Below are 21348 nucleotides of genomic sequence, written 5' to 3' on the forward strand. Positions count from 1 at the left end.
GATGAAAAAAAGACATGCTCTCCCATGATGGGGCGTCATGTCTTTTTTTGTGATGGATTGCAGGAGCTTATGCAGCACGGAGCTGCATTATGTTTTACTTTTAAAGGACCAAACTATTGCAGGTATGAGAAATAAAGATAAAATTCCTCCGCTTAAAGATAATGTCGCATAACTCGTATTCGCAGCTACCATTCCTGAAAGAGCACCGCCAGCAGCACCTGCTAACGCAATAAAAACATCGAGTGTTCCTTGGATTTTGGCCCGGGTTGATGGTTCTGTAGAATCAACTATTTGAGCAGTACCACTAATTAAACCAAAGTTCCATCCCAATCCAAGTAAAGACAGAGCAATGATTAATAGAATCATTGAATCACTTGGTGCGAATGCTGCTAATAAACCAGCAAGTAACAATGTTATGCCCGACGCTATGCTCATAGTTGTTCGTCCTAATTTATCTACGAGTACACCCGTGATAGGTGAAGGAAGATACATTGCACCTATATGAAAACCAATAACAATTCCCACTTCGGCTAATCCATAACCATGATGCTGCATATGTACCGGTGTCATGGTCATGAGTGCAACCATGACAATTTGAGTTAAGATCATAACCGTGGCACCTACTGTAATCCCTTTTTTATCTATTTTTTTATCAACAGCATCTGGTTGATTTCCATGCTCATGTTTTGCTTTGTAAGCTGCTATTCTTTGAGCAATAACTAACGGATCAGGACGCAGCAGAATAAAAAGGACAAGACCTGCTACAATAAATGCTGCGGCTGATAAAATAAAGGGACCCGCAAGTGATGGAACACCAATTGATACAGCGAATTTACCCATCATTTCAACTAAATTCGGACCTGCTACAGCCCCAAATGTTGTCATGACCATTGTCATACTAATGGCCGTTGCACGTTGTTTAGAGTTCGCTAAGTCAGTCCCAGCATAACGAGCTTGTAAATTTGTGGCTGTTCCCGCACCGTAAATGAAGAGCGATGCAAATAATAAAATGACACTATTTATCATAGCTGCAATCACAACGCCAATTGCTCCGATCCCTCCAACAACAAAACCTGTCGATAAACCGATGCGTCGTCCATAACGTTGTGAAAGTTTTCCTACAATGAAAGCTGCCCAAGCCGACCCCAAAGTAAATAAAGCCATTGGCACTCCTGCATAGGCTTCCGTTTCAAGCATTTGTTGAGCTAAAAGGGCACCTACCGTAATCCCTGCGGCTAGTCCAGCCCCTCCAAATATTTGCGATAAACTAACAACGAACAATACTCGTTTATATAATTTTTTCAATTTTTGGGGTGAATCTATATAATTCTTAATGATATCTTGTTCTGTATTTAACACTTGTAAACACCCGCTTGAAATTTATTTGCAAAACGTAACCTTTTTATCATTCCCGTCTACAACCCTCAATTTGAATTACCCTATGTTCGTATTCTTTTATGCGGTTAAAAGGCTGGCTTTCAGCGCTAACACACGCTTTTCCTTTGTTTTTTGATCCACCAACGCAAATTCTCCATTCTCATACGCTAATGAAAATAATTGTTCGATATGAAACACACCTGTCTGAAACCGCCTGCTCAATAAATGTAGTGCTGCAGCAGAGGCGACTTGAGCTGTGGCTTGAGACTCATCATGCCCTTTTATTCCAAGCGCTGCTTGATGAATCTTGTTCCTCTCCATTCCTGTCGCCTCCACTTTCACTGCATATTGATCTGTTCCCATTTGAGCCGATTGAATCATGGAAATGGCTCTTCCCTTGATTTTCGGAACAGTGAGAAGTGACGTCATTCCAAGACTCCTTGTGAAGGCAAATGCCCGCGTTGCCGCGCGAGAATCAAAACAAAGCCTTGTCGTCACAGAAGGCACGCTGAGTGTCAAAGGCAATGTCTGCTGATCAGAGAAGGGGAACTGATAGGCTTTCCTCTTTCCAAGTTTCACCCCAAAATCTATACGCTTTCCTCCAGTAAAGCTTTTGACTCTTTTACGTTGATGTTGCTCAGTAAGCACATAGTCAGTATGGACATTGTCAAGCGTCCATTCAATGGCGGCTTTTCCATGCTGATCACCCAATCCAAGCATAATCCCTATATCTATTTGATTCACTGATGAGAGCATAGATGATGCTTTTGCTGCCAATAAATTCGTAAGGCCAGGCGCAAGCCCAACACTGAGTAAAGCCGTTGCACCGATGTACTGCTGATCCAGCTTTGCCACCTGTTCCATGTACGCCCCTTTCGCAGAGATATCTATATAATCAATACCTGACTGCAGAACTGTTTCAGCAAATGACGTGTCTTCTTGATCGAGACACATGATCACCAGCTTTGTGTGATCCACCCAGTCCGAAAATAACGGCTCACTGACATCAAGTTGATAGGGAAGAACCTTCCCTTTTGTCTGGCGTGAAAATTTCTCTGCCTTCTCATAGCTTCTGCCTGCTGCAACAATTTGACCGGGATACACTTCACTTAGCTGAAGACATATTTGCTGTCCAACATGTCCATAGCCGCCTATCACCATCACCTGTGTTCTCATTTCTCATCCGCCTCTCTACGATTCCGCTTGCAAACAAGCCCTTTGATCATTCCTGCCTGAAAATAAGGTCTGATGTCTTCAAATCCTGCTTTGATTAATTGCGCTTTTATTTCTTCCTCGGGAACAGGGTGTGTCGTCTGTCCCAGCCTGTTTTTAAAGGACGTAAACACCTCTTTTTCTAGGCCTTGCCGCTGCATGAAAAGAGAGAGCATGTGAAGCTCCTGTTGAAATGCATGAGACTTCATCTCGCCTTGTATAAATGCCAACATAAACGGTGCTTCTGGTTGAAGCCTGCGGGCAAACTCGTTTAAAAAGAGCTGGCGCTTTTCTATAAAATGAATGACAAGCAAGCTCACTGCTGCATCGTAAACAGGTTCAGCTGAAACCTTATCTAATGAGGCCTCATGCCATGTGACACGCGCCTCCATTTCTAGCTGTGCAACTCGTTGTTTCGCCATGTCCAGCATAGAAGGTGACGGATCGACCCCTGTGATGAGCCAGTCTTCTTTTCTTTGTAACATGTTGATGATCTCTTCGCCCCCACCTGCTCCGACAGTTAGAATACGAGAGCCCGCTTTCTTTATTTCAGTTTCTAATACATCTACTGTTAACTCATGCAAAAGGTGATAGCCGGGTACTTTATGTGAAATCGTCGCTGCATATGACTCAGCAACAGGATCGTGCCAATGCTGGTTTTCTTTCATGTCCTTCTCCTCCAGTTCCTTTCCGCTTTCCATCGTTTCCTGTACACTAAAGATATGACATCTTTATTGTAAAAAGAGACAACAGAAAACACGATCCCTAAAAGTGGGGATTTTTGAGGAGGAGATCATGTGACCAATCCAGCCACTCATTTTCAGCAGCTGAGACAACACATTCGGGACGAACTTGCTGCCGTCCTTGATTTTGATGCCGCCTGTATCACGACCATTGATCCAGCCACTCTCCTCTCGACAGGTTCCTTCACAGATGAACCGATTGAAGAAATTCATGACCAGCTGTTTCAAAATGAGTTTTTAAAAAGGGACGTACATCAGCATGAGTTTCTAGCCAAAGGCCCTGTTCATGCTGCGAGCCTAGTCCAAAGCGGAGAATACCTTAGCAGTGAGCGCTATCAAAATATTTTGTTACCTAAAGGATGGTCTGATGAATTGCGGGCAGCTCTTGTGATTCAAGGGGAATGCTGGGGGATTGCCAGCCTCTATCGTCTAAAGGACAAGGAACCTTTTCAAGAAAAAGATATCCAAGCGGTCATCGAACAAACGCCCAGACTCGCAGCCAAGCTAAGAGATGAACTTTTCAAGAAAAGAGATACTGAAGAAGACGCGGCGGCGGAGCAACAAGGCTTCCTTATTCTTTCGCACGATTACAACCTTCTTTATGGAAATGAGACAGGTCTTCATTGGCTTCAGACGTTTCAAGCCTTTGAACAAATCCATGACAGGGCGATCATGCCACGCCCGTTTAGAGCATTAGGGGCAAAACTTTTATACGGCGGTATTGAGCAAACACCGGCAAGCATGACGAGATTGCCTACGGGGTTGTTCCTCTCTCTTCAAGCCTTTCGATTAGCGCAGGCTGACAGGCAGGAGGAGGCTGTCATGATTCACATCAAACGAGCTCAAACAAATGATATCCTTCCTTATGCGGCGAAAACGTACAGACTGACAGAAAGAGAAATGAACGTCCTCGACTGCTTATTAAAGGGCCAGTCGACAAAGGAAATTGCGAGCACGTTATTTATTTCACCCCATACCGTTCATGATCATGTGAAAGCGATGCTGCAAAAGACGAATTTAAGTAGCAGACGTATGCTTGTTTACTTTTTCTCCAATATATAAAAAAGCGGCTACCGCACTGGTAGACCGCTCTCTCTTTTTATTTTCCTAAAACCAGCTCATGCAGCACATGTGCTACTCCGGCTTCATTATTAGATTTTGTTACAACATCTGCTACAGCTTTGACATCATCAATGGCATTTCCCATAGCGACGCCGCAGCCTGCAAACTCTACCATTGATATGTCGTTCCCGTTGTCACCAATGGCCATGACTTCTTCACGAGGAATTCCCAGCTCCTTCGCTAGAAGCTTCACAGCATTTCCCTTACTCACATCAGGATGCAGGATTTCAAGGAAGAAATCTGTACTTTTCACCATCATATACTTTTCCTTCACTTCAGACGGGATGGCTTGTATCGTTTTTTCCAAACGTTCTGGCTGATCAATATACATCATTTTCGGAAGTCTCATCGATGAATCTGCCTCTTCAACAGGCATATATTTCAGCGGCAGCTTTGTTAAATAGGCTTCATGCACTGTGTATTCACTAATATCGCGATTCGGTGTGTATAAATTGGCCGAATCGAAATAATGCATCGGTGTATCCAGCTGACGGCTCAATTCATATAAAGAAGTTAAGTCATCATAGGATAATGTCAGCTCTGACACCACTTCATTTGTATGGCTGTTTTGAACAAGCGCTCCATTATAGGCGATCACATAATCTCCCTCTTGATCAAGCTGAAGATCAGTTAAATAGCGATTTACCCCGCCAATTGGCCGGCCTGTACATAAAACAATTTTAATTCCTTCTGCCTTTGCCTGTTGAATGGCTTCAAACACTTCATCCGGCACCATATGTTGATCATTTAATAACGTACCATCCATATCAATTGCGACTAATTTATACATTCACTGGTCCCCTTTTCTCAGCAAAAACGTGCTGTCACTATTTTGAGCCACCATTCCCATGATGACAGGTTATTTCATTACTATTTACCTATTTTAGCCTATCGTTTTTTCTTCACGCTGTCTACTTGTTCATATCTGTAACAAATATCACATGAGTCTACTCTATTATAACGTATTCTATTCATCGTGCTGATCCCCCATTTACAACAAGTAAAATAGACCAATTGTTTAGCACTATAGAATGTTTTGAAACTAGCAAATCTAATTGTATGATGGATAGCAAAGAAAGGAGGTGCAGGGAATGATTACGTTTACGAGAGGTAAATTGTCAAAGATGTCTGGAGTACATATTGAAACCATTCGTTTTTACGAAAATGAAGGGGTGCTTCCAGAGCCCAAAAGAGCGCATAACGGCTATCGTCTATATGATAAAAAATATGTACTCATGCTATCATTTATCACCGAAGCGAGAAAGCTAGATTTCTCCCTTAAAGAAATTCGTGAAATTATCAAATCACTTTTCGAAAAACAGTCAAAAACAGAAGCTGAACAGCTGCTCGAGCAAAAAGTCGAAGATATTCAACACTCTATTCAAGAGTTAAAAAAAAGGAAGGCAGCTATTCAATTGTTAACAAAGCAAACATTAGCAAACATCAGCTGATTGTAAGGGCTACCAAAGGGGTGCCGGTCTTGGTCACTGGCACACCTTCGCTCAGGTATCTCATTACACGTCCAATGAGAACATCGGTTATACTAGAGACAGCTTAAACGAGTGGAAGGGGTTTTGGAGAATGAACATCGCAACCATTGGATCAGGTATCATTGTGGAAGGCTTCCTGCAAGCCATTGACCAGCTCGAAGGTGCTTCTTGCCACGCTGTCTATTCAAGAAAGGAAGAAACGGCAAAGAAGCTCGCAGACAAATTTGGGGTGCAGACAACTTATACGGATCTTACCGCTATGCTAGAAGATCCTCACGTAGAAGCCGTTTATATCGCGTCACCGAATCGTTTACATAGCGAGCATGCAACGGCTGCATTGAAACACGGAAAACATGTGATATGCGAAAAGCCTTTCACCTCAAATGTTAAAGAGCTGGAAGCCTTAATCGCTCTAGCAAAGGAAAAGCAGCTTCTCCTATTTGAAGCCATTACGACCGTTCATATGCCAAACTATCATTTAATCAAAAAGCATCTTCATCAATTAGGTAAAATCAAACTGGTTCAATGCAATTATAGTCAATATTCAAGCAAATATAATCAGCTACTAGCCGGCGAAACGCCAAATGTCTTTAACCCTGCGTTCTCTGGAGGAGCGCTGATGGATATTAATATCTATAATGTCCATTTCATCATGAATCTCTTTGGATCACCAGAGCAGGTCCGATATCAGGCAAACCGCCATCCAAACGGTATTGACACATCTGGTGTTTTGACGTTCACTTACAATGATTTTATTGCGACAAGTGTGGGCAGTAAGGATACAAGCAGCATGAACTTTGCATTGATTCAAGGAGAAAAAGGCTTCATTCATGTGAAAAATGGGGCGAATGGGTGCGAGGAAGTGCTGCTGCATGTTGATGATAGGGTCGTCTCACTCAATGCACAACCGAATCCAAACCGTCTGTTTTATGAGGCTGAAGCTTTCCAGCATATTATTGAAACAGAAAATCACGAACAATGCTATGCATGGCTTGATGAAAGTCTCTCCGTGATGAAAGTCCTTGACGCTGCAAGAAAAGATGCAGGTATTGTTTTCCCAGCAGATCAATTTTAATGAAAAAACCGCCTTCGACGAGAGGGCGGTTTTTGACGATTAAATACTCTTTGAATACGCCACAAGACGCTGAGACATGTGATTCACTTCATCGACTGCAGCGTTCACCTGCTCTGTTAAAGCAGCCTGAGTTTGCGTAAGAGCTGTCATATTCGAGATATTTTCAAGAATTTCATCAATTTGTGTTTTCATATCCGTTAAACTAGATTCGATATTTTCCGTTGCATTGGCACTATGCAGCGCCAGCTTTCGCACTTCATCTGCAACGACAGAGAATCCACGTCCCTGTTCACCAGCTCTAGCTGCTTCAATCGCAGCATTTAGACCAAGCAGGTTCGTTTGGTTCGCCACTTCTTTGATTAAGTCAGAAATATTTTTCGTCTCATCTGCACTATTTTTTGCTAAGTGGGCGGCAGACGTTGACTGCTCTTGAGCAACAGCAAGCTCCTGTGCTTGATTTGTCACAGAGCTAATGCCCGATACCATCTCGCTAATAGAACTTGAAAGCTGTTCTACTTGTGAAGCCATTTCATCCGCTGTTTTCTCTTTGTTTTTTTCTAACGTGATGTCACGAATAGTTCCTGCCACACGAAGAGGAACACCTTTTTCATCACGAATGGTTTCACCACCCGCATGATACCAGCGGTACTCACCATTTTTACTCTGTAATCTGTAATCAATGTCGAATGGTGTGCGGCCTGAGTGGTCATTTAAATGATCTGCAAAAGCTTGGAGAGCCATTTCTTGATCCTCAGGATGCAGACGATCGCTCCAGCTGCTCAGAACATTCGGGAAATCTTTTTCATCCGTAAAGCCAAGAGTTGATCTGAACTGCGGAGACCACCAGAATTCGTTATTTGGATTGACTGGATCGCCGGCCTCTACCACCATGTCCCAAGGAGCTTCGACAAGCGCACGGTTGATTAAGTCATATCTTGTGACGAATGCTTGCAGCTCTTCTTCTTTCAATTTCTGATCATGAATATCAAAAAGTGCTCCCGCCACACGAAGAGGGACACCATTTCGATCACGAACGGTCGTTCCAGTTGCTTTGAACCAGCGATAATCTCCGTTTTTTAACTTTAAGCGATATTCGATATCATACGGCGTACGCCCCGAATGGTCCAATAAATGCGAAGCAAATGCATCTAATGTATATTCTTGTTCATCCGGATGTATTCGAGATGCCCAGCTGTCTAATAGATTTGGAAAATCGTGCTCATTTTGAAAGCCTAGCATTTTGCGGAATTCATCCGTCCATGTAAATTCATTTTTTGGATTGACCGGGTCTCCAGCGATGACGACCATATCCCATAAGCCAACTTTAATGGCTTTTGTCACTAATTCCACCCTCATTTGAATATTTTCATTTGCTTCTTGCATCTTTTGCAAAGCTTCATTAATTTGCGCTACCGCTTCTATCGTTTGGCTTGAAGAGAATGCAGCAGTGTCTAGTCTTGCTGAAAGGTCTCCTTTTTCGATTTTTTCTATTAATTGGCTGCTTTCACTCAGAAGGATTTCAGACGATGAATCATTTCCTTTTCTCTTAAACATCTTTCATAACTCCTTTCAACTCTTACGTTTTTGAAATATTTTACAGTTATAAACAATTCTTTATTAGGACTTTAGTAATACAAAAGATATATCGACAAAAACAGACAATTGTTTATGTCATAATGAAGGCAAATGTTTATTTTTTCATGGGATTTCATATGTTGGATTTGGATGAAGGAAGTGTTTTATGGAGTTATGTGGGTAAAATGATAGAATCAACCTCTGTTTTTGTCTGAAAAATCTCTTTTTTTATATTGACACTGGCGTCTTGAAAAAAGAAAATGGAACATAAGCATTTTTAAAAAAGGAGAACGTCATGAGCGCGAATCAGGAGCAACAAGAATTAAAAAAGCTTTTATCACCGCGTCACATTCGCATGATTGCGATGGGCGGGGTCATTGGTACAGGAATCTTTAAAGGAAGTGCCGATACAATTGGTTTAGCAGGTCCTGGGGTGATCTTTTCCTATGTATTTGCCGGATTGCTGCTCCTCATTGTGATGGCAGCATTAGCCGAAATGGCCATTGTGTACCCGGGAAATAATCTACGCGACCTTATACAAATTGCGCTTGGTCAACGTTTTTCATTTGTCGTCGGCTGGGTTTACTGTTTTATGTGGCTCACTGTATGTGTCATTGAGATTATTGCAGCTGGCAGTCTGCTTCAATACTGGCTGCCGAACGTACCGCTATGGTCACTATGTTTACTTTGCTCACTCTTAGTCATCGGAATTAACTTAAATAATGTAAAATACTTTGGTGAAATTGAATTTTGGTTCGCTGGAATGAAGATTTTCGTTATTATTGTCTTTATTATTCTCGGTGCAGCATTATTATTTGGGATCATTCCAAACGAACAAAGCACACCAGCGCTTACCAACTATCAAAACTTCGTCCCGAACGGATGGGGAGCGATCTTTGCATCACTTTTAGTGGTTATTTTCTCTTATGGAGGCTCTGAATTGATCGGGCTGACCATTACTGAAACAAAGGATGCGGAGAAGGTCTTGCCTGGAGTAGTCAAAAGTATGATGTGGCGGATTATCTTATTCTACACATTGCCGATTTTGATCATCTGCGGACTCATTCCTTGGAATCAAATTGACCCAAATAACAGTCCTTTTGTCCAAGTCTTCTCTGCTGCTGGTATGCAAGGCGCCTCTCACTTCATTAATTTCGTCTTGATTACAGCCGTTCTATCTGCGGCGAATTCTGGAATTTATGGAACGACGAGAATGATTCATTCTCTTTCTAAATCAGATGGCGGGCCGAAAAAGCTGGCACAGGTCAACAAAAGAGGCGTACCCATTTTGAGTTTATGGGTCACCGTTCTATTTCTTCTCATTGGAACATTCTTTGCTTACTTATATCCGGACCAAATTTTCAGCTATATGCTGGCTATTCCTGGTTTTGCGGTTTCACTCATTTGGATCAGCATTTGTATGGCACATCTAAAGCTACGTCCAAAATATCCACAGGAGCCGTATTTCAAAGTGTGGCTGTTTCCGTATTTGACTTTATTTGCAGGTCTTGTACTCAGCTTGAGCTTTGTTTTGTTCCTATTCAGACAAGAAAACCTGCCTAGCTCCATTATCAGCATCGGCTTCTTAGTCGCTGCCATCATCGCTTCATTCTTAATGAAAAAGAAGGCTTAAACGCCAAAACCCGCCGAAATGGCGGGTTTTTTCATGAGCTGCTATCTTCTGTTACTTCAAAATCAACCGACGCTTTTGGAATGCCGTTGATGATAATCGTTAAAGTATGGATTCCCTCATAGTGCTTTCTCGTCGTCATATTTTGAAAGGACTGTGACCTGACGAATTCTCTATGTAACGCTGCACTTGTTTCAAACTCTGTGATTTTAAATACCTTTTGGTTGCGGGTACCCCGAGCTTTGACATAGTCTATGGCATACTCTACACGCAACTTTAGTGGCTTAGCAGCTTGAAGTGTAAATTGAAAGATCATTTTCTCTCCAATACGAATTGGATTTTGCACTACCTTCAAATCCGTTACTTGAACAGATGGATCGTCCCCATAACCAAACAAAGCCATGATATCTGGATCGCCTTTTTTTAGTAAGGTACGGGATGCATGTTTGATGATCCAGTTCGTATGTTCATTCGTTCCATACCAGCTTTTAGCCGTCTTCTTCATCAGATCAGGCTGAATTGCAGAAATATCATTTAAGTGGTTCGCTACACTTTTTTGCACATACCGCGCTGGGTCCGACTTCAAGTTTTCTAATATAGGGAACGTAACCGAAGGGTCTTTTTTAAGTGCAGGAACAGTTAATCCCCATGGCAAACGTGGTCTGCATCCTTCACTAGCAAGCCGCCGGATATGCTCGTTTTGATTCTGTGACCATACGAGCATTTGCGCCAGCATTTTGTCTTGATCCTGAATTAGAAAAGGCCGAACAGCAAATTCAGAAGTGGAAAAAGGCGTAAAGAATTCGAGCGCCTTGATCGAGATATCCCAATGTGTTAGACCGTACGTTTCGACGTAGTCTGGAAATACAAGCGCACTAAGTCCTGAAAAATGCGGGGCTGTCTGACGCAGCACCTCAATTGCCTGCTCATAATCCTTAGGTAGACAGGCATGTATTGATTCAGTGACTCTTCTCATTCTGCCTTTTAACTCCAGCTGCTCCCAATCCTTTTGGAGCACAAGCCGCTGGAATTCTTCAGCATCAAATCCAGTCGACGCTTGTGCAAGTTTCTCGGCTAATTCTGCAATAAATAATTCATGATAAACGTGTTTTAATGGTTCGATCTTGTCCGCCTCCCACTTCTCAATATCTTCATTTTACCCCAATCTGAAAAAGGTGGTATGGCTAAAAGCAAAAACAGCCCCATTCCGAAGAATCAGGCTGTTGCGTTTCACTATATAAACATATTAATGATCATAATAAATGCAATGGCACTAACAGAAATGATCGTCTCCATAGCCGTCCATGTCAAAAACGTTTCTTTAATGGTCATACCAAAATACTCTTTAATCAGCCAAAAACCAGAGTCATTCACGTGAGACAAAATCAACGAACCCGCCCCTGTAGCTAACACTAGAAGCTCTCTGCTCACATCCGGCATAGATGCAGCAATCGGTGCGACAATACCGGCTGCGGTCATCATGGAGACCGTAGCAGATCCTGTTGCCACACGAATAACCGCAGCAATCAGCCAGCTAAGCAAAATTGGCGAGATCGGCGAGTGTTTGGCTAAATCTGCAATATAATCACCGACACCTGAATCGATAAGCACATTATTGAAAGCCCCGCCTGCTCCAATGACAAGCAGAATGGAAGCGATCGGACCTAAGCACTCATTACTAAAGGAAAGCACCCGGTCACGGCTCATCCCTTGCACAAAGCCAAGACTGAAGAAAGAATACACGGTTGCAATCAGCAGTGCTGTAATTGGATCTCCAATGTACTTGAATATCTGAAACCATAAACTGTCCTCTGGTAAAATAATATCTGCCAGTGTGGCAAGAAGCATTAGAATCACTGGCACCAAAATCGTAAACATCGTATTTGCAAAGCCGGGAAGTTTTCGATCTTCATTGCGTTCAGTAAATTGCTTTCTCAGCAGCTCCGGAACTGGTTTATGAATCCGTTTTCCAATCCACTTTCCATACAGCGGCCCAGCAATAATAGCTGTCGGTAAACCGACAATAATGGAAAAGAAAATGGTTTTCCCCACGTTGGCATGATAGATGCTGACAGCCGCCATGGCAGCTGGATGAGGCGGCACAAGACCATGAACGACAGACAAGCCAGCAATGAGCGAAATCCCAATTGTCACGAGCGAGATGCCCGTTTCAATCGCAATCGTAAACAATAAAGGAATGAGAAGAACGAATCCGACCTGGAAAAAGACAGGTATCCCCACAATAAAGGCAACAAACATCATTGCCCAATGCACATTTTTTGTCCCAAACCGGCCGATTAATGTGTGAGCGATCCGCTCAGCTCCACCTGATTCAGCCATCATTTTCCCAAGCATGGTGCCAAGCGCTAGAACTATGGCCAATAATGATAACGTATTGCCTAACCCTGTTTTAATGGATTGAATGATTTCCTGCAGGTCCATCCCTGTGGCAAAGCCGACTAACATAGAAGTAATAATTAAACTCACAAACGGATTCAACTTAGCAACTGTTATGAGGATGAGTAAAAGGACAATTGCTGCAATCACGATGAATAAAAGCATGCTCTCCCACCTTTTCCCTGATGTTTAATGATTTTGTTTTAATTGCAGCGCACTGATGACATCAAATTCATCCTTCAGTTTGTCATAGAGGCGCTCATATAAGTAAAACAATTCTATGTATGTTTCATTGTTCTCCATATTTGGTTCATGACGGGCAGAGATTCGAATCCAATCTTGAACCTCTTCTATCTCTTTCATATAACCTAAACTATGAAGTGCGAGGACAGCCGCCCCAAGTGCTGATGCCTCGTAGCTTTCTGGAACAAGTACTTCCCTGCCCATCGTATCCGCTAAAATTTGCCGCCACAGCGGAGATCGCGCAAAACCGCCCGATGCCCTGACATCCTTTGCTGAACCGGTTAAATCCCTTAAGGCAACACCGATTGAGAAAACACTCATAATGACGCCTTCTAACACAGCTCTTATAAAATGCTCCCGCTTATGCTGAAGACCGATCCCAAAGAAAGTACCTCTCGCATTTGGATTCCAATAAGGTGCACGCTCACCCGTTAAAAATGGCAGAAACAGCAGCCCCTCTGAGCCGGCTGGAACTTTTTTCGCGATATCAATCATCAGATCGTAAGGATCCACTCCAAGGCGCTTTGCTACCTCCACCTCCGAGGATCCAAATTCATCCTTCAGCCATCTCAGCATGATTCCGCCATTATTCGTCGGTCCTCCAACCACCCAATGCTTATCAGTCAGCGCATAGCAGAACGTTCTTGATTGTTCATCTGTGATTGGTTTGTCCACGACCGTACGGACTGCACCGCTTGTCCCAATCGTGACAGCCACCTCACCTTTTCCAATCGCTCCCACACCTAAATTCGCTAGAACCCCATCATTCGCACCAACCACAAATGGTGTATCTTCCGCAATACCCATTCGCAGGGCGATCTCTGGCTGAAGACCTCTCAGCTGATGCGTCGTCGGAACAAGTTCAGACAATTGATTGGCTTTAATTCCAGTAATACGAAGCGCCTCTTCATCCCATTGAAGCGTTTCCAATCGGAACAGCCCTGTTGCTGAAGCAATTGAATAATCGACCACATACTGGCCAAAGAAATGATAAAGAATATATTCTTTGATGGAAATAAATTTCGCTGCCTTCTTGAAGACATCAGGTGCCATTTCCTTGAACCACCTTATTTTTGAAAGCGGTGACATTGGATGGATCGGTGTACCGGTTCTTTTATACACTTGGAAGCCATCCATGTCCGAAATGATTTGCTTCGCTTGTTCTGCACTTCTGTTATCTGCCCAAATGATACTGTTCGTTAACGCCTTGCCATCTTTATCCATCACAATCAAGGAATGCATCGCTGTACTAATTCCGATGCCTATGAGACGTTTTGCATCAAATGCTGCTTTCGTCAACACACCTCTTACACTTGCAATGACAGCTTCTAATATATGTTCAGGGTCCTGTTCAACCCATGCTGGTTGGGGCTGAATGAGATCATAAGGAACCGAATGCTTTGCTATCACTTTCCCCTGTTGTCCAAACAGAACCGCCTTTGTACTTGTTGTTCCAATATCCAAACCAATTACCGCCTGGTTTCCCTTCATCTGTATCACGCCCAATCATTGATTTGAAATCATATTTACTGTTTTCATATACCTGTTAAATCCCATTATAGGAATAATTTTTTCGACATTCAACGACTGAAAAGAAAATTTTTTTCACTTAAAAGCTCACAATCGTTACCACAACAGCATTTTTCATTAATAGAAAAATTTATTTTTGAAACCATTACACCCTTTTTTGTGAAATGGTTTCTCTCATTTGTTTTAAATTCGATAAAGTTTCCTGCTGCCTTAAGTGAGCAAGTGCAAAGTATAGTACGTCAATGACAGTGAGCTGAGCAAGTCTTGCAGACATCGCCTCTGTTCGAAAGGCCGTTTCCTGCGTCGATGTATACAATGTAACATCAGCAAGCTGGCTTAATGGAGAGCGCTGATAGCTTGTAATACCGATGGTTTTCGCGCCTTTTTCCTTTGCTGTTTTCATCGCATCGAGTAAATCTTTATTCCGGCCAGAATGAGATATACCGATCACTGTACTGTGCTGGTCGAGAAGACCGGCAGACATCGCTTGAAAATGAGAATCGGTGTGAACAATACAGTTGATGCCTGTCCTCATAAATTTATGAAAAGCGTCTGTTGCAATGAGGCCAGACCCGCCACTCCCATAAAACTCTAAGCGCTTTGCTTCATGAATGAGTTGTATGGCTTTTTCTACATCTTCTGGATTCAACAATTGAAAGCTATCCTTTAATGCGGATATATTCGCCTGAAAAACCTTTTGCATAAAAACGGCCGTATCATCATCAAGACTCATTTCTTCGTCTACATAATCAGGCTTTGTTTGATCTATTTCCTGGGCAATTGCAATCTTCAAATCTTGAAAGCCCTCAAATCCAAGCCTTTTACAAAGACGAAAAATCGTTGCCTCTGAGCTCGCTGTCTTTTTGGCAAGCTCGACAATAGATAAATGAATAATGTCGCCAGGTTCACTCGTAATATGTTCTGCTATTCCTTTCAGCTTTGGCGGCAACCCTCTGCTTGCTGCTCGTATTTTTTCAATACTACTTAAACTGACAGAAGCCAATTGACTTCACTCCTTCCTTTTCATGTGAGCGCATACATTTCCTCATGTTCCCATCTTATAAAAAAGAAGCCTGTTTGCACAGACTTCTTTTTTATGAATTCATCGTTTTGATCAATAAATCAAAAAAAGCTTCAGCATCTACATCCATACACACTTGGACATTGCGCTCCTTCTGCCATTGGTGCTGAAAATCACAGATCATTTGACCGTCACAAAACTCACTCTTCGTCTCCACTTCTACATGAAAAGCCTGTGTGCTTACAAGCTCCTTGTTAATGGCAAGACTTACAGCAAGCGGATCATGCATGGCACACGCCCACACACCATTGCGCTCAAAATAGCGCTGGCGGTAAATGCTTGTACTCTCTCTGATGTAAGCTGCCAACGTTTCATTTTGAATGGCATCGATTCTCCCATCTGTTAACAAGACCTGTCTCGTGACATCCAACCCTACTTGAGTCAATGAAGGGAACCCAGCCTCCAGCACCAATTTTGCCGCTTCTGGATCTGCATATGTATTAAATTCCGCAACCGGTGTGACATTCCCCTGTCCCTGCACGACTCCCCCCATAAAAATGACCTCTTTCACGTGATGAATCAGCTCAGGGCATTTTTTTACCGCAAGGGCTAAATTCGTTAAGGGCCCTGTCAACACAATCGTGACCTGCTTCGAATACTGCAGCACTTGTTCAATGATAAAATCAGGCGCAAAACCAGCATCTGCGGTCTTCTTAGGCCAGGCATCCTTTAAAGCGCCGCCAATTCCATCCTCACCGTGTACCCGATGTTCATAATGAGGTGCTCTTAAAAGAGGGGTTGCTGAACCTTTGATGACAGGAATGTTATCTGCCTCAACCAGCTCAAGCACTTTACACGTATTCAAAGTAGCGGTATCGACAGACACATTCCCGCACACCGTTGTAATCCCCAACATATCAAACTGCTTACTTTTCACTGCCAGCAAAATCCCAATCGCATCATCGATTCCAGTATCTACATCCAAGATCAATTTCTTTGTATTTACCATGGGTGAAATCTCTCCCTTGTTTGTAAGTGTTGTTAGGTGAATGATAGCATATGCCTGTTTCAACTATTTAGGGAATATTAGCAGGTTGATCTTATTACTCTTTTTCTCCAATGTCCTTTAGATACTGTTCACGTTCCTTTTTAGAGAGACTATTCAAAAAATCTTCTTTCACTTGCGGATCAAAATCATCCCAGTTCTCAAAGCGATCTGATAAATCAGGGGAATGACTCATCGAACCTATTTCATTAGATTTGTATATTAATGATGCAGAAAAATGGTATTTATCAGGCTCATTATTTATATATCCATCAACTGTGACATAACCCATAGGGCTTATAGATACATTTTTTTTAAATGTGATGGTTTTGATAAAATTGTGAATATCTTCTTCGTGTAAACGTTCTTCAATTTTTGGTTTCATCTTTTCTGCGAATTCTTCGGCCTTTTCTTGATCGCTTTTTTCTTTTACCTCTACATCTACATTTGATTGACTTTGCTTATTGTGCTGAACGATTAACGAAATCACTGAGACAAGAATGATCACAACTAATACAGCAACAAGTTTTATTGTATTTTTCATATCTAGCACTTCCACCTTTTTATGAATGAAACATAAAAAACAGGCACTTAAATACCTGTTTTACTCTTTTTCTCCAATATCTTTAAGATACTGTTCACGTTCTTTCTCAGAAAGTCGTTTAAGATAGTTTTCCTTTAATTCTGGCTCATCTTTATATTTACCCCAGTCTTTAAAGCGATAAGATAAATCAGGAGAAAAGGTCATCGTACCTACTTCCTTTGATCGATATTCTAATGATGCAGAGAAATCATACTTTTCTGGGTCACCATTAATATAACCTCTAATTATTATATAGCCCATTGGATTAATGTTTACTCCATTATCAAATGTTATGGTTTTGATAAAGTTGTGAATATCTATTTTGTGTAAACGTTCTTCTACTTTCGGTTTCATCTCCTTTGCGAATTCTTCTGCCTTTTCTCGATCGTTCTTCTCTTGCACGATTGTTTTACCTCCTGATTCATTCGTTCTTTTTCCCTTATCTTGTTGAAATATAAGTGATACTATTAGAATAATAACGATAGCAATCAAAATAATTAGAAAAAATTTCAATTTGTTTTTCACAATGGCTCCCGCTCCTTTTAATATTAATCGGTAGGTTTTTATACCTTTTTTTATAGATATTTATCACACTATATCTTATAATATATATGATAAATATTACAGGAGTGTAAATGTTGACCAATAAATCTTCTATTAATAAACTTAGCGATAAAGAATATAATGAAATATCATCAGCATCTTATGACATTTTCAACTACAAAAATTCCAAAGATATACGTTTTAAAAGTGGTAAAATCATGTATGTCGTTGACCATAAAGAAACAAAAGAAGGACTTAACGCACTAACCATGGTATCAGAAGAAGATTTCGATCGTTCAGATGGCGGAAGAAACCTCACCAAAATCAAAAACGCCGTCATCGCCTACCGTGGTTCTGAACCGATTGGTGCAGGCCAATATAAAGATACCATTAAAAAACATGGAAAAAAAGAGTCAGATGATCTTCTTTCTACCATTTTGACGAAGCTGCCTCCTTTTAGTCGGTCGAAGGGTTCACAGGAAGTGACGACTAAGTTGACAACAGGCACAACCGCCTATACAAATGAAATCGTTCAAGATTGGATGGTTTCGGATACAAAGTATCTGATTAAAAATATCCCATTTGAGCATGGTGCAGAGAATCAAATGGTCCAAGCGGATCGATATGCGAAAGAAATCCATAAGAAAATGCCGAATGCGAAGATGTATGTGACAGGGCATTCACTCGGCGGGTCAAATGCTTCCTATGTTCTTGTCAAAAATGATTTTATTCAAGGCGGGGTCACCTTTGAGAATCCGAATATTTACCCAAATCTATCGGATGGTCTACAAGCTAAAGCATTAAAAGGCGATTACCGCAGTAGATTAACAGAATATATCAATCTCAATGACGGGCTTTCTCTTTTAAATCGGCATACGACAGAAATCGGTCGAGTGAAAGTGATGTATGATGCCGCTCTCCCTGAAGGCGTCGATTACTCCGAGGACTCCTCAAAAGCCGTCCAATTCATAAAAGACCTCCTCAATCGGGCAATGAGTGTGAATCCTTCACTGGATGCGAATTTATTTCTTGAAGCCCTCGCTGGCAGCCATGGATTAGATCGTTATACCTTTTCGCCAGATGGCTCCGTTCAAACCATTGATGATATGTTGAAAAAAAATCCTTCTCTTACTACGGCCATGTTACAACAGTTGGGTCAATCTAATGTTGATCCGCATAGTGTAGTGGCGATTTTAATTAAGTCCCACGTTCTCATGAACACAGGGCGTAAATTCTCGACATATGCTGATCACCATATGCAGCAAATCATTCGCAAAATTGAGAAACTCGATGACAAAGTAGATCAATCGGTAGAACGAGTTCGTTCGAGATACAAACAAATTGTCGGTTTCGGTTCGTATGATCAGCTGACGGCTTCAGATGTAGATGCCGTGATTCGCCACTTAAAAACAGAAGGTCTTGAAAATGAGTTCTATTCGGTCAAAAAGTATGATACAGCGATAGATAGCGCTATGAATATGAAAAGGTGGATGGACTCAATATCAGATGATATGAGCGATCTTGGAAAACAATACCACAATGCAGATACAGCCCTGGCAAAGAACATGGGTATTTCTTAAGGAGTACGATAAATGGAATTTTCAAAGAAACAACCAACTGATGCAGATCGTTTTTTGCAAAGAATGACAGATACGCATACATCAAGCTCCATCTTCTCAAACGCAAACTTTGACACGGAAGACATGACACCAGCAGAGCTGGCAGCTTTGAAAGCAAAGATTAAAGAAGAACAGAAAACAGCACTTATCAGAGCCATCCGGTATCAGCTTCAAAATGAGTTTGCAGATGACCGTCAAGAAGCGGAAAAAATTTTAGATCTAATCGATGAACTTCAGATCAAAGTGTATACACATCAAAATCGCATCCAAACACATATGTCAGGTCAAGCCATTGATGCCTTAATAGAAAAAATTGAACAAAGACTCAAGTTTTACGAACTGAAAGAAGATGTTCGTTCCGCCATCAACTCGATTGGCATTTAGATGAACCTTCCATCCGATGAATCTTTTCCCCGCCTCACTCGTATATACTAAAAGAGTGATTGATTTGAAAGGAGATCTGTTTGTGGGATATATTCTGTTATTTTCGGTTGTGATCGGTCTTGTCCTGACCCTTTTGCTCACACCAATTAGGTTGATTATAAGAAAGAAAGGAACAGAACAGCAGGTGCCGTTCATGTGGATTGCTGGCCTTGCTTTACTGTTTATGATCGGTATTTTTGTTTTCTATTACATCACCAATTTAGATCGGAACCCTTCCTCCCTATGGCTGATTGGTCTTGTTGTGACAGCAGCAGGCGCCTTTTTGTCAGTTGGATTGGAGCGTAAAATCAAAGGCGTGCTGTTCCTTATTCTATTACTGCTCGGTGTTTACATGGCGACAGCTTTTCTATTCAATGCGAATGAGAAATTCGATGTCTCCAAAATGGAGCAAAAAGTAGAAATCAAAGCGTTTGAAGAGACAGAAACACCTGCGAGTGTACCGCCTCAATTTGCTCGTAATAAAATGAAGAAATCGTTCGGACAGGTTCCAAATACAAGCTACTATGAGCTTGGCAGCTTGCAAATTCAGAAGGTCAACGGTGAGTATGTTTACATCGCTCCGGTGGAATTCTCGGACTTCTTTAAATGGATTCGTGCAGGCAGCACGCCGGGTTACTTTACATTAAGCGCGACTGACTCATCTGCTAATCCAAAGTTCGTGAAGACGGAGATGGTTTATACGCCTTCCTCCTATTTCAACAAAGAAATTGAGCGGCATATCCGTCTCCAGTACCCAGATTTGATTTTCTACGGCGATACACAGCTGGAAATCAATGATGACGGCAAGCCTTATTACATTCAAACGTATGGCGATTTCATCTCTGCACGAAACGGCTTTAAAGCTTCCGGTGTGGTCGTTGTTGATGCCAAAACGGGTGCCACGAAGAAATATGCTCTAGATCAAGTACCTGCCTTTATCGACGGTGCTGTTTCACCAGAGGCGGTCAGCCTGCAAAACAGCTATTTCGGAAACTATATTCACGGGTTCTGGAACAGTATGTTTGGGAAGTCAGATGTAAAGCTGCCTTCCGATGAAGGAACGGAAGCCAATGTGAGCCCAGTGTTTGATTCAAAAGGAGATATGTATTACTTCACAGATTTCACAAGTCCGAAAGAGGGCGTTGATTCCATGCTCGGATATGCCCTCACAAATGCCCGGACAGGAAAAGCGACTTATTATACCGGAAATCTTGAAGAATCCTATATGGATTCTCAGGGCGCTCTGCAAATTATTGAGAAACGATTCATCGAGAAGAAATGGAAAGGGCGCATGCCGATTCTCTATAATTTCTATGGTGAAGCCAGCTGGCTCACACCGGTTCTCGATTCAAATGGATTCCTGCAAAACTACTTTATCGTTTCTGCAGCCAATCCAGAAATCGCTGCGTACGCTTCTACACCAAACGAAGCACTGAGAGCCTATAAAACAGCTCTGCAAAAAGGCGGCGGTACCGTTAACAGTTCCTCTAAGCAAGAAAAGAAAGAAGCAGCAGGGAAGGTCAAACGAGTCTACAAAGAAAAGACCGGTGATTATACAACCGTCAACTTCCTGCTAGACGATGGAAAAAGCTACACTATGTCATCTGAAAAAGAACCTCTCGTCATCTATTTAAAAGAGGGCGATCAGGTCACCATGAAATATACAGATACAGGTGAAATCTTCCTTCCAGTCGATGAAATCAAAATCAAAGGGTTATAA

General features: G+C 41.9%; 19 protein-coding genes. 7 read left to right on the top strand and 12 right to left on the bottom strand.

All coding sequences use genetic code 11. The features are described from left to right. Window positions 1-87: 87 nt before the first annotated feature. The 3 genes from ACN6NB_RS18665 to ACN6NB_RS18675 form a co-directional block, all read right to left on the bottom strand. Window positions 88-1359: an MFS transporter gene (locus tag ACN6NB_RS18665; RefSeq protein WP_144491644.1), complete on the bottom strand. Its 1272-nt coding sequence runs from the start codon at window positions 1357-1359 to the stop codon at window positions 88-90. 96 nt (window positions 1360-1455) lie between these two features. Beyond that, window positions 1456-2553, bottom strand: coding sequence for a saccharopine dehydrogenase family protein (locus ACN6NB_RS18670; RefSeq protein WP_474253531.1), 1098 nt, complete (start codon window positions 2551-2553; stop codon window positions 1456-1458). Beyond that, entirely contained in the window at window positions 2550-3257 is a 708-nt protein-coding gene (locus ACN6NB_RS18675; protein WP_474253532.1) for a class I SAM-dependent methyltransferase, read from the bottom strand. Before ACN6NB_RS18675 ends, ACN6NB_RS18670 begins: the two co-directional genes overlap by 4 nt. A 129-nt stretch (window positions 3258-3386) precedes the next feature. Here ACN6NB_RS18675 and ACN6NB_RS18680 point away from each other — a divergent pair, with 129 nt between their 5' ends. Next, entirely contained in the window at window positions 3387-4394 is a 1008-nt protein-coding gene (locus ACN6NB_RS18680; RefSeq protein WP_144493846.1) for a helix-turn-helix transcriptional regulator, read from the top strand. Between the two features lie 37 nt (window positions 4395-4431). On the opposite strand, the gene yidA is transcribed toward ACN6NB_RS18680, so the two are convergent. Next, a complete protein-coding gene (yidA, locus tag ACN6NB_RS18685) occupies window positions 4432-5244 on the bottom strand; it encodes a sugar-phosphatase (RefSeq protein ID WP_039182661.1) in 813 nt (270 codons plus the stop codon). 301 nt (window positions 5245-5545) lie between these two features. Between yidA and ACN6NB_RS18690 the strand changes: the two genes are divergently transcribed. Together ACN6NB_RS18690 and ACN6NB_RS18695 are read left to right on the top strand one after the other, a co-directional pair. Continuing rightward, window positions 5546-5905 carry a MerR family transcriptional regulator gene (locus tag ACN6NB_RS18690; protein WP_039182663.1) on the top strand — a complete coding sequence of 120 codons (360 nt, stop codon included), beginning with the start codon at window positions 5546-5548 and terminating at the stop codon, window positions 5903-5905. Window positions 5906-6035: 130 nt separating this feature from the next. After that, complete coding sequence (locus ACN6NB_RS18695) at window positions 6036-7019, top strand: Gfo/Idh/MocA family protein (protein ID WP_327842019.1); 984 nt, start codon at window positions 6036-6038, stop codon at window positions 7017-7019. Window positions 7020-7058: 39 nt separating this feature from the next. Here ACN6NB_RS18695 and ACN6NB_RS18700 read toward each other — a convergent pair whose 3' ends face one another. Beyond that, on the bottom strand, window positions 7059-8573 hold the full coding sequence (locus tag ACN6NB_RS18700; protein ID WP_039182667.1) for a methyl-accepting chemotaxis protein: 1515 nt from the start codon (window positions 8571-8573) through the stop codon (window positions 7059-7061). A gap of 316 nt (window positions 8574-8889) precedes the next feature. Here ACN6NB_RS18700 and ACN6NB_RS18705 point away from each other — a divergent pair, with 316 nt between their 5' ends. Then, the gene (locus tag ACN6NB_RS18705; RefSeq protein WP_024423951.1) at window positions 8890-10227 is read left to right on the top strand and encodes an amino acid permease; all 1338 of its coding nucleotides are present in this window, start codon (window positions 8890-8892) and stop codon (window positions 10225-10227) included. A 31-nt stretch (window positions 10228-10258) separates the two neighbouring features. On the opposite strand, the gene ACN6NB_RS18710 is transcribed toward ACN6NB_RS18705, so the two are convergent. From ACN6NB_RS18710 to ACN6NB_RS18740, 7 genes are all read right to left on the bottom strand, one after another. Then, a complete protein-coding gene (locus tag ACN6NB_RS18710; RefSeq protein ID WP_366206528.1) occupies window positions 10259-11347 on the bottom strand; it encodes a DNA alkylation repair protein in 1089 nt (362 codons plus the stop codon). Window positions 11348-11457: 110 nt separating this feature from the next. Beyond that, window positions 11458-12786, bottom strand: a complete 1329-nt coding sequence (locus ACN6NB_RS18715; protein WP_474253533.1) for a GntP family permease — start codon at window positions 12784-12786, stop codon at window positions 11458-11460. Window positions 12787-12810: 24 nt separating this feature from the next. Continuing rightward, a complete protein-coding gene (gene gntK, locus ACN6NB_RS18720) occupies window positions 12811-14355 on the bottom strand; it encodes a gluconokinase (RefSeq protein ID WP_251180903.1) in 1545 nt (514 codons plus the stop codon). 184 nt (window positions 14356-14539) lie between these two features. Further along, window positions 14540-15397, bottom strand: a complete 858-nt coding sequence (locus ACN6NB_RS18725) for a MurR/RpiR family transcriptional regulator (RefSeq protein WP_039182677.1) — start codon at window positions 15395-15397, stop codon at window positions 14540-14542. A 91-nt stretch (window positions 15398-15488) separates the two neighbouring features. Further along, window positions 15489-16424, bottom strand: coding sequence for a nucleoside hydrolase (locus tag ACN6NB_RS18730; protein WP_106025416.1), 936 nt, complete (start codon window positions 16422-16424; stop codon window positions 15489-15491). Between the two features lie 94 nt (window positions 16425-16518). Then, complete coding sequence (locus tag ACN6NB_RS18735) at window positions 16519-17004, bottom strand: DUF1433 domain-containing protein (protein WP_039183393.1); 486 nt, start codon at window positions 17002-17004, stop codon at window positions 16519-16521. A gap of 60 nt (window positions 17005-17064) precedes the next feature. Beyond that, complete coding sequence (locus ACN6NB_RS18740; RefSeq protein ID WP_099663834.1) at window positions 17065-17568, bottom strand: DUF1433 domain-containing protein; 504 nt, start codon at window positions 17566-17568, stop codon at window positions 17065-17067. 110 nt (window positions 17569-17678) lie between these two features. Between ACN6NB_RS18740 and ACN6NB_RS18745 the strand changes: the two genes are divergently transcribed. The 3 genes from ACN6NB_RS18745 to ACN6NB_RS18755 all read left to right on the top strand — a co-directional run bounded on the left by ACN6NB_RS18745 (window position 17679) and on the right by ACN6NB_RS18755 (window position 21348). Beyond that, entirely contained in the window at window positions 17679-19166 is a 1488-nt protein-coding gene (locus tag ACN6NB_RS18745) for a lipase family protein (RefSeq protein ID WP_395942252.1), read from the top strand. Window positions 19167-19178: 12 nt separating this feature from the next. Beyond that, the gene (locus ACN6NB_RS18750; RefSeq protein WP_144468156.1) at window positions 19179-19589 is read left to right on the top strand and encodes a hypothetical protein; all 411 of its coding nucleotides are present in this window, start codon (window positions 19179-19181) and stop codon (window positions 19587-19589) included. An 82-nt stretch (window positions 19590-19671) separates the two neighbouring features. Then, a complete protein-coding gene (locus ACN6NB_RS18755; protein ID WP_144489767.1) occupies window positions 19672-21348 on the top strand; it encodes a hypothetical protein in 1677 nt (558 codons plus the stop codon).

Source organism: Bacillus sp. 11B20, from assembly GCF_056098985.1.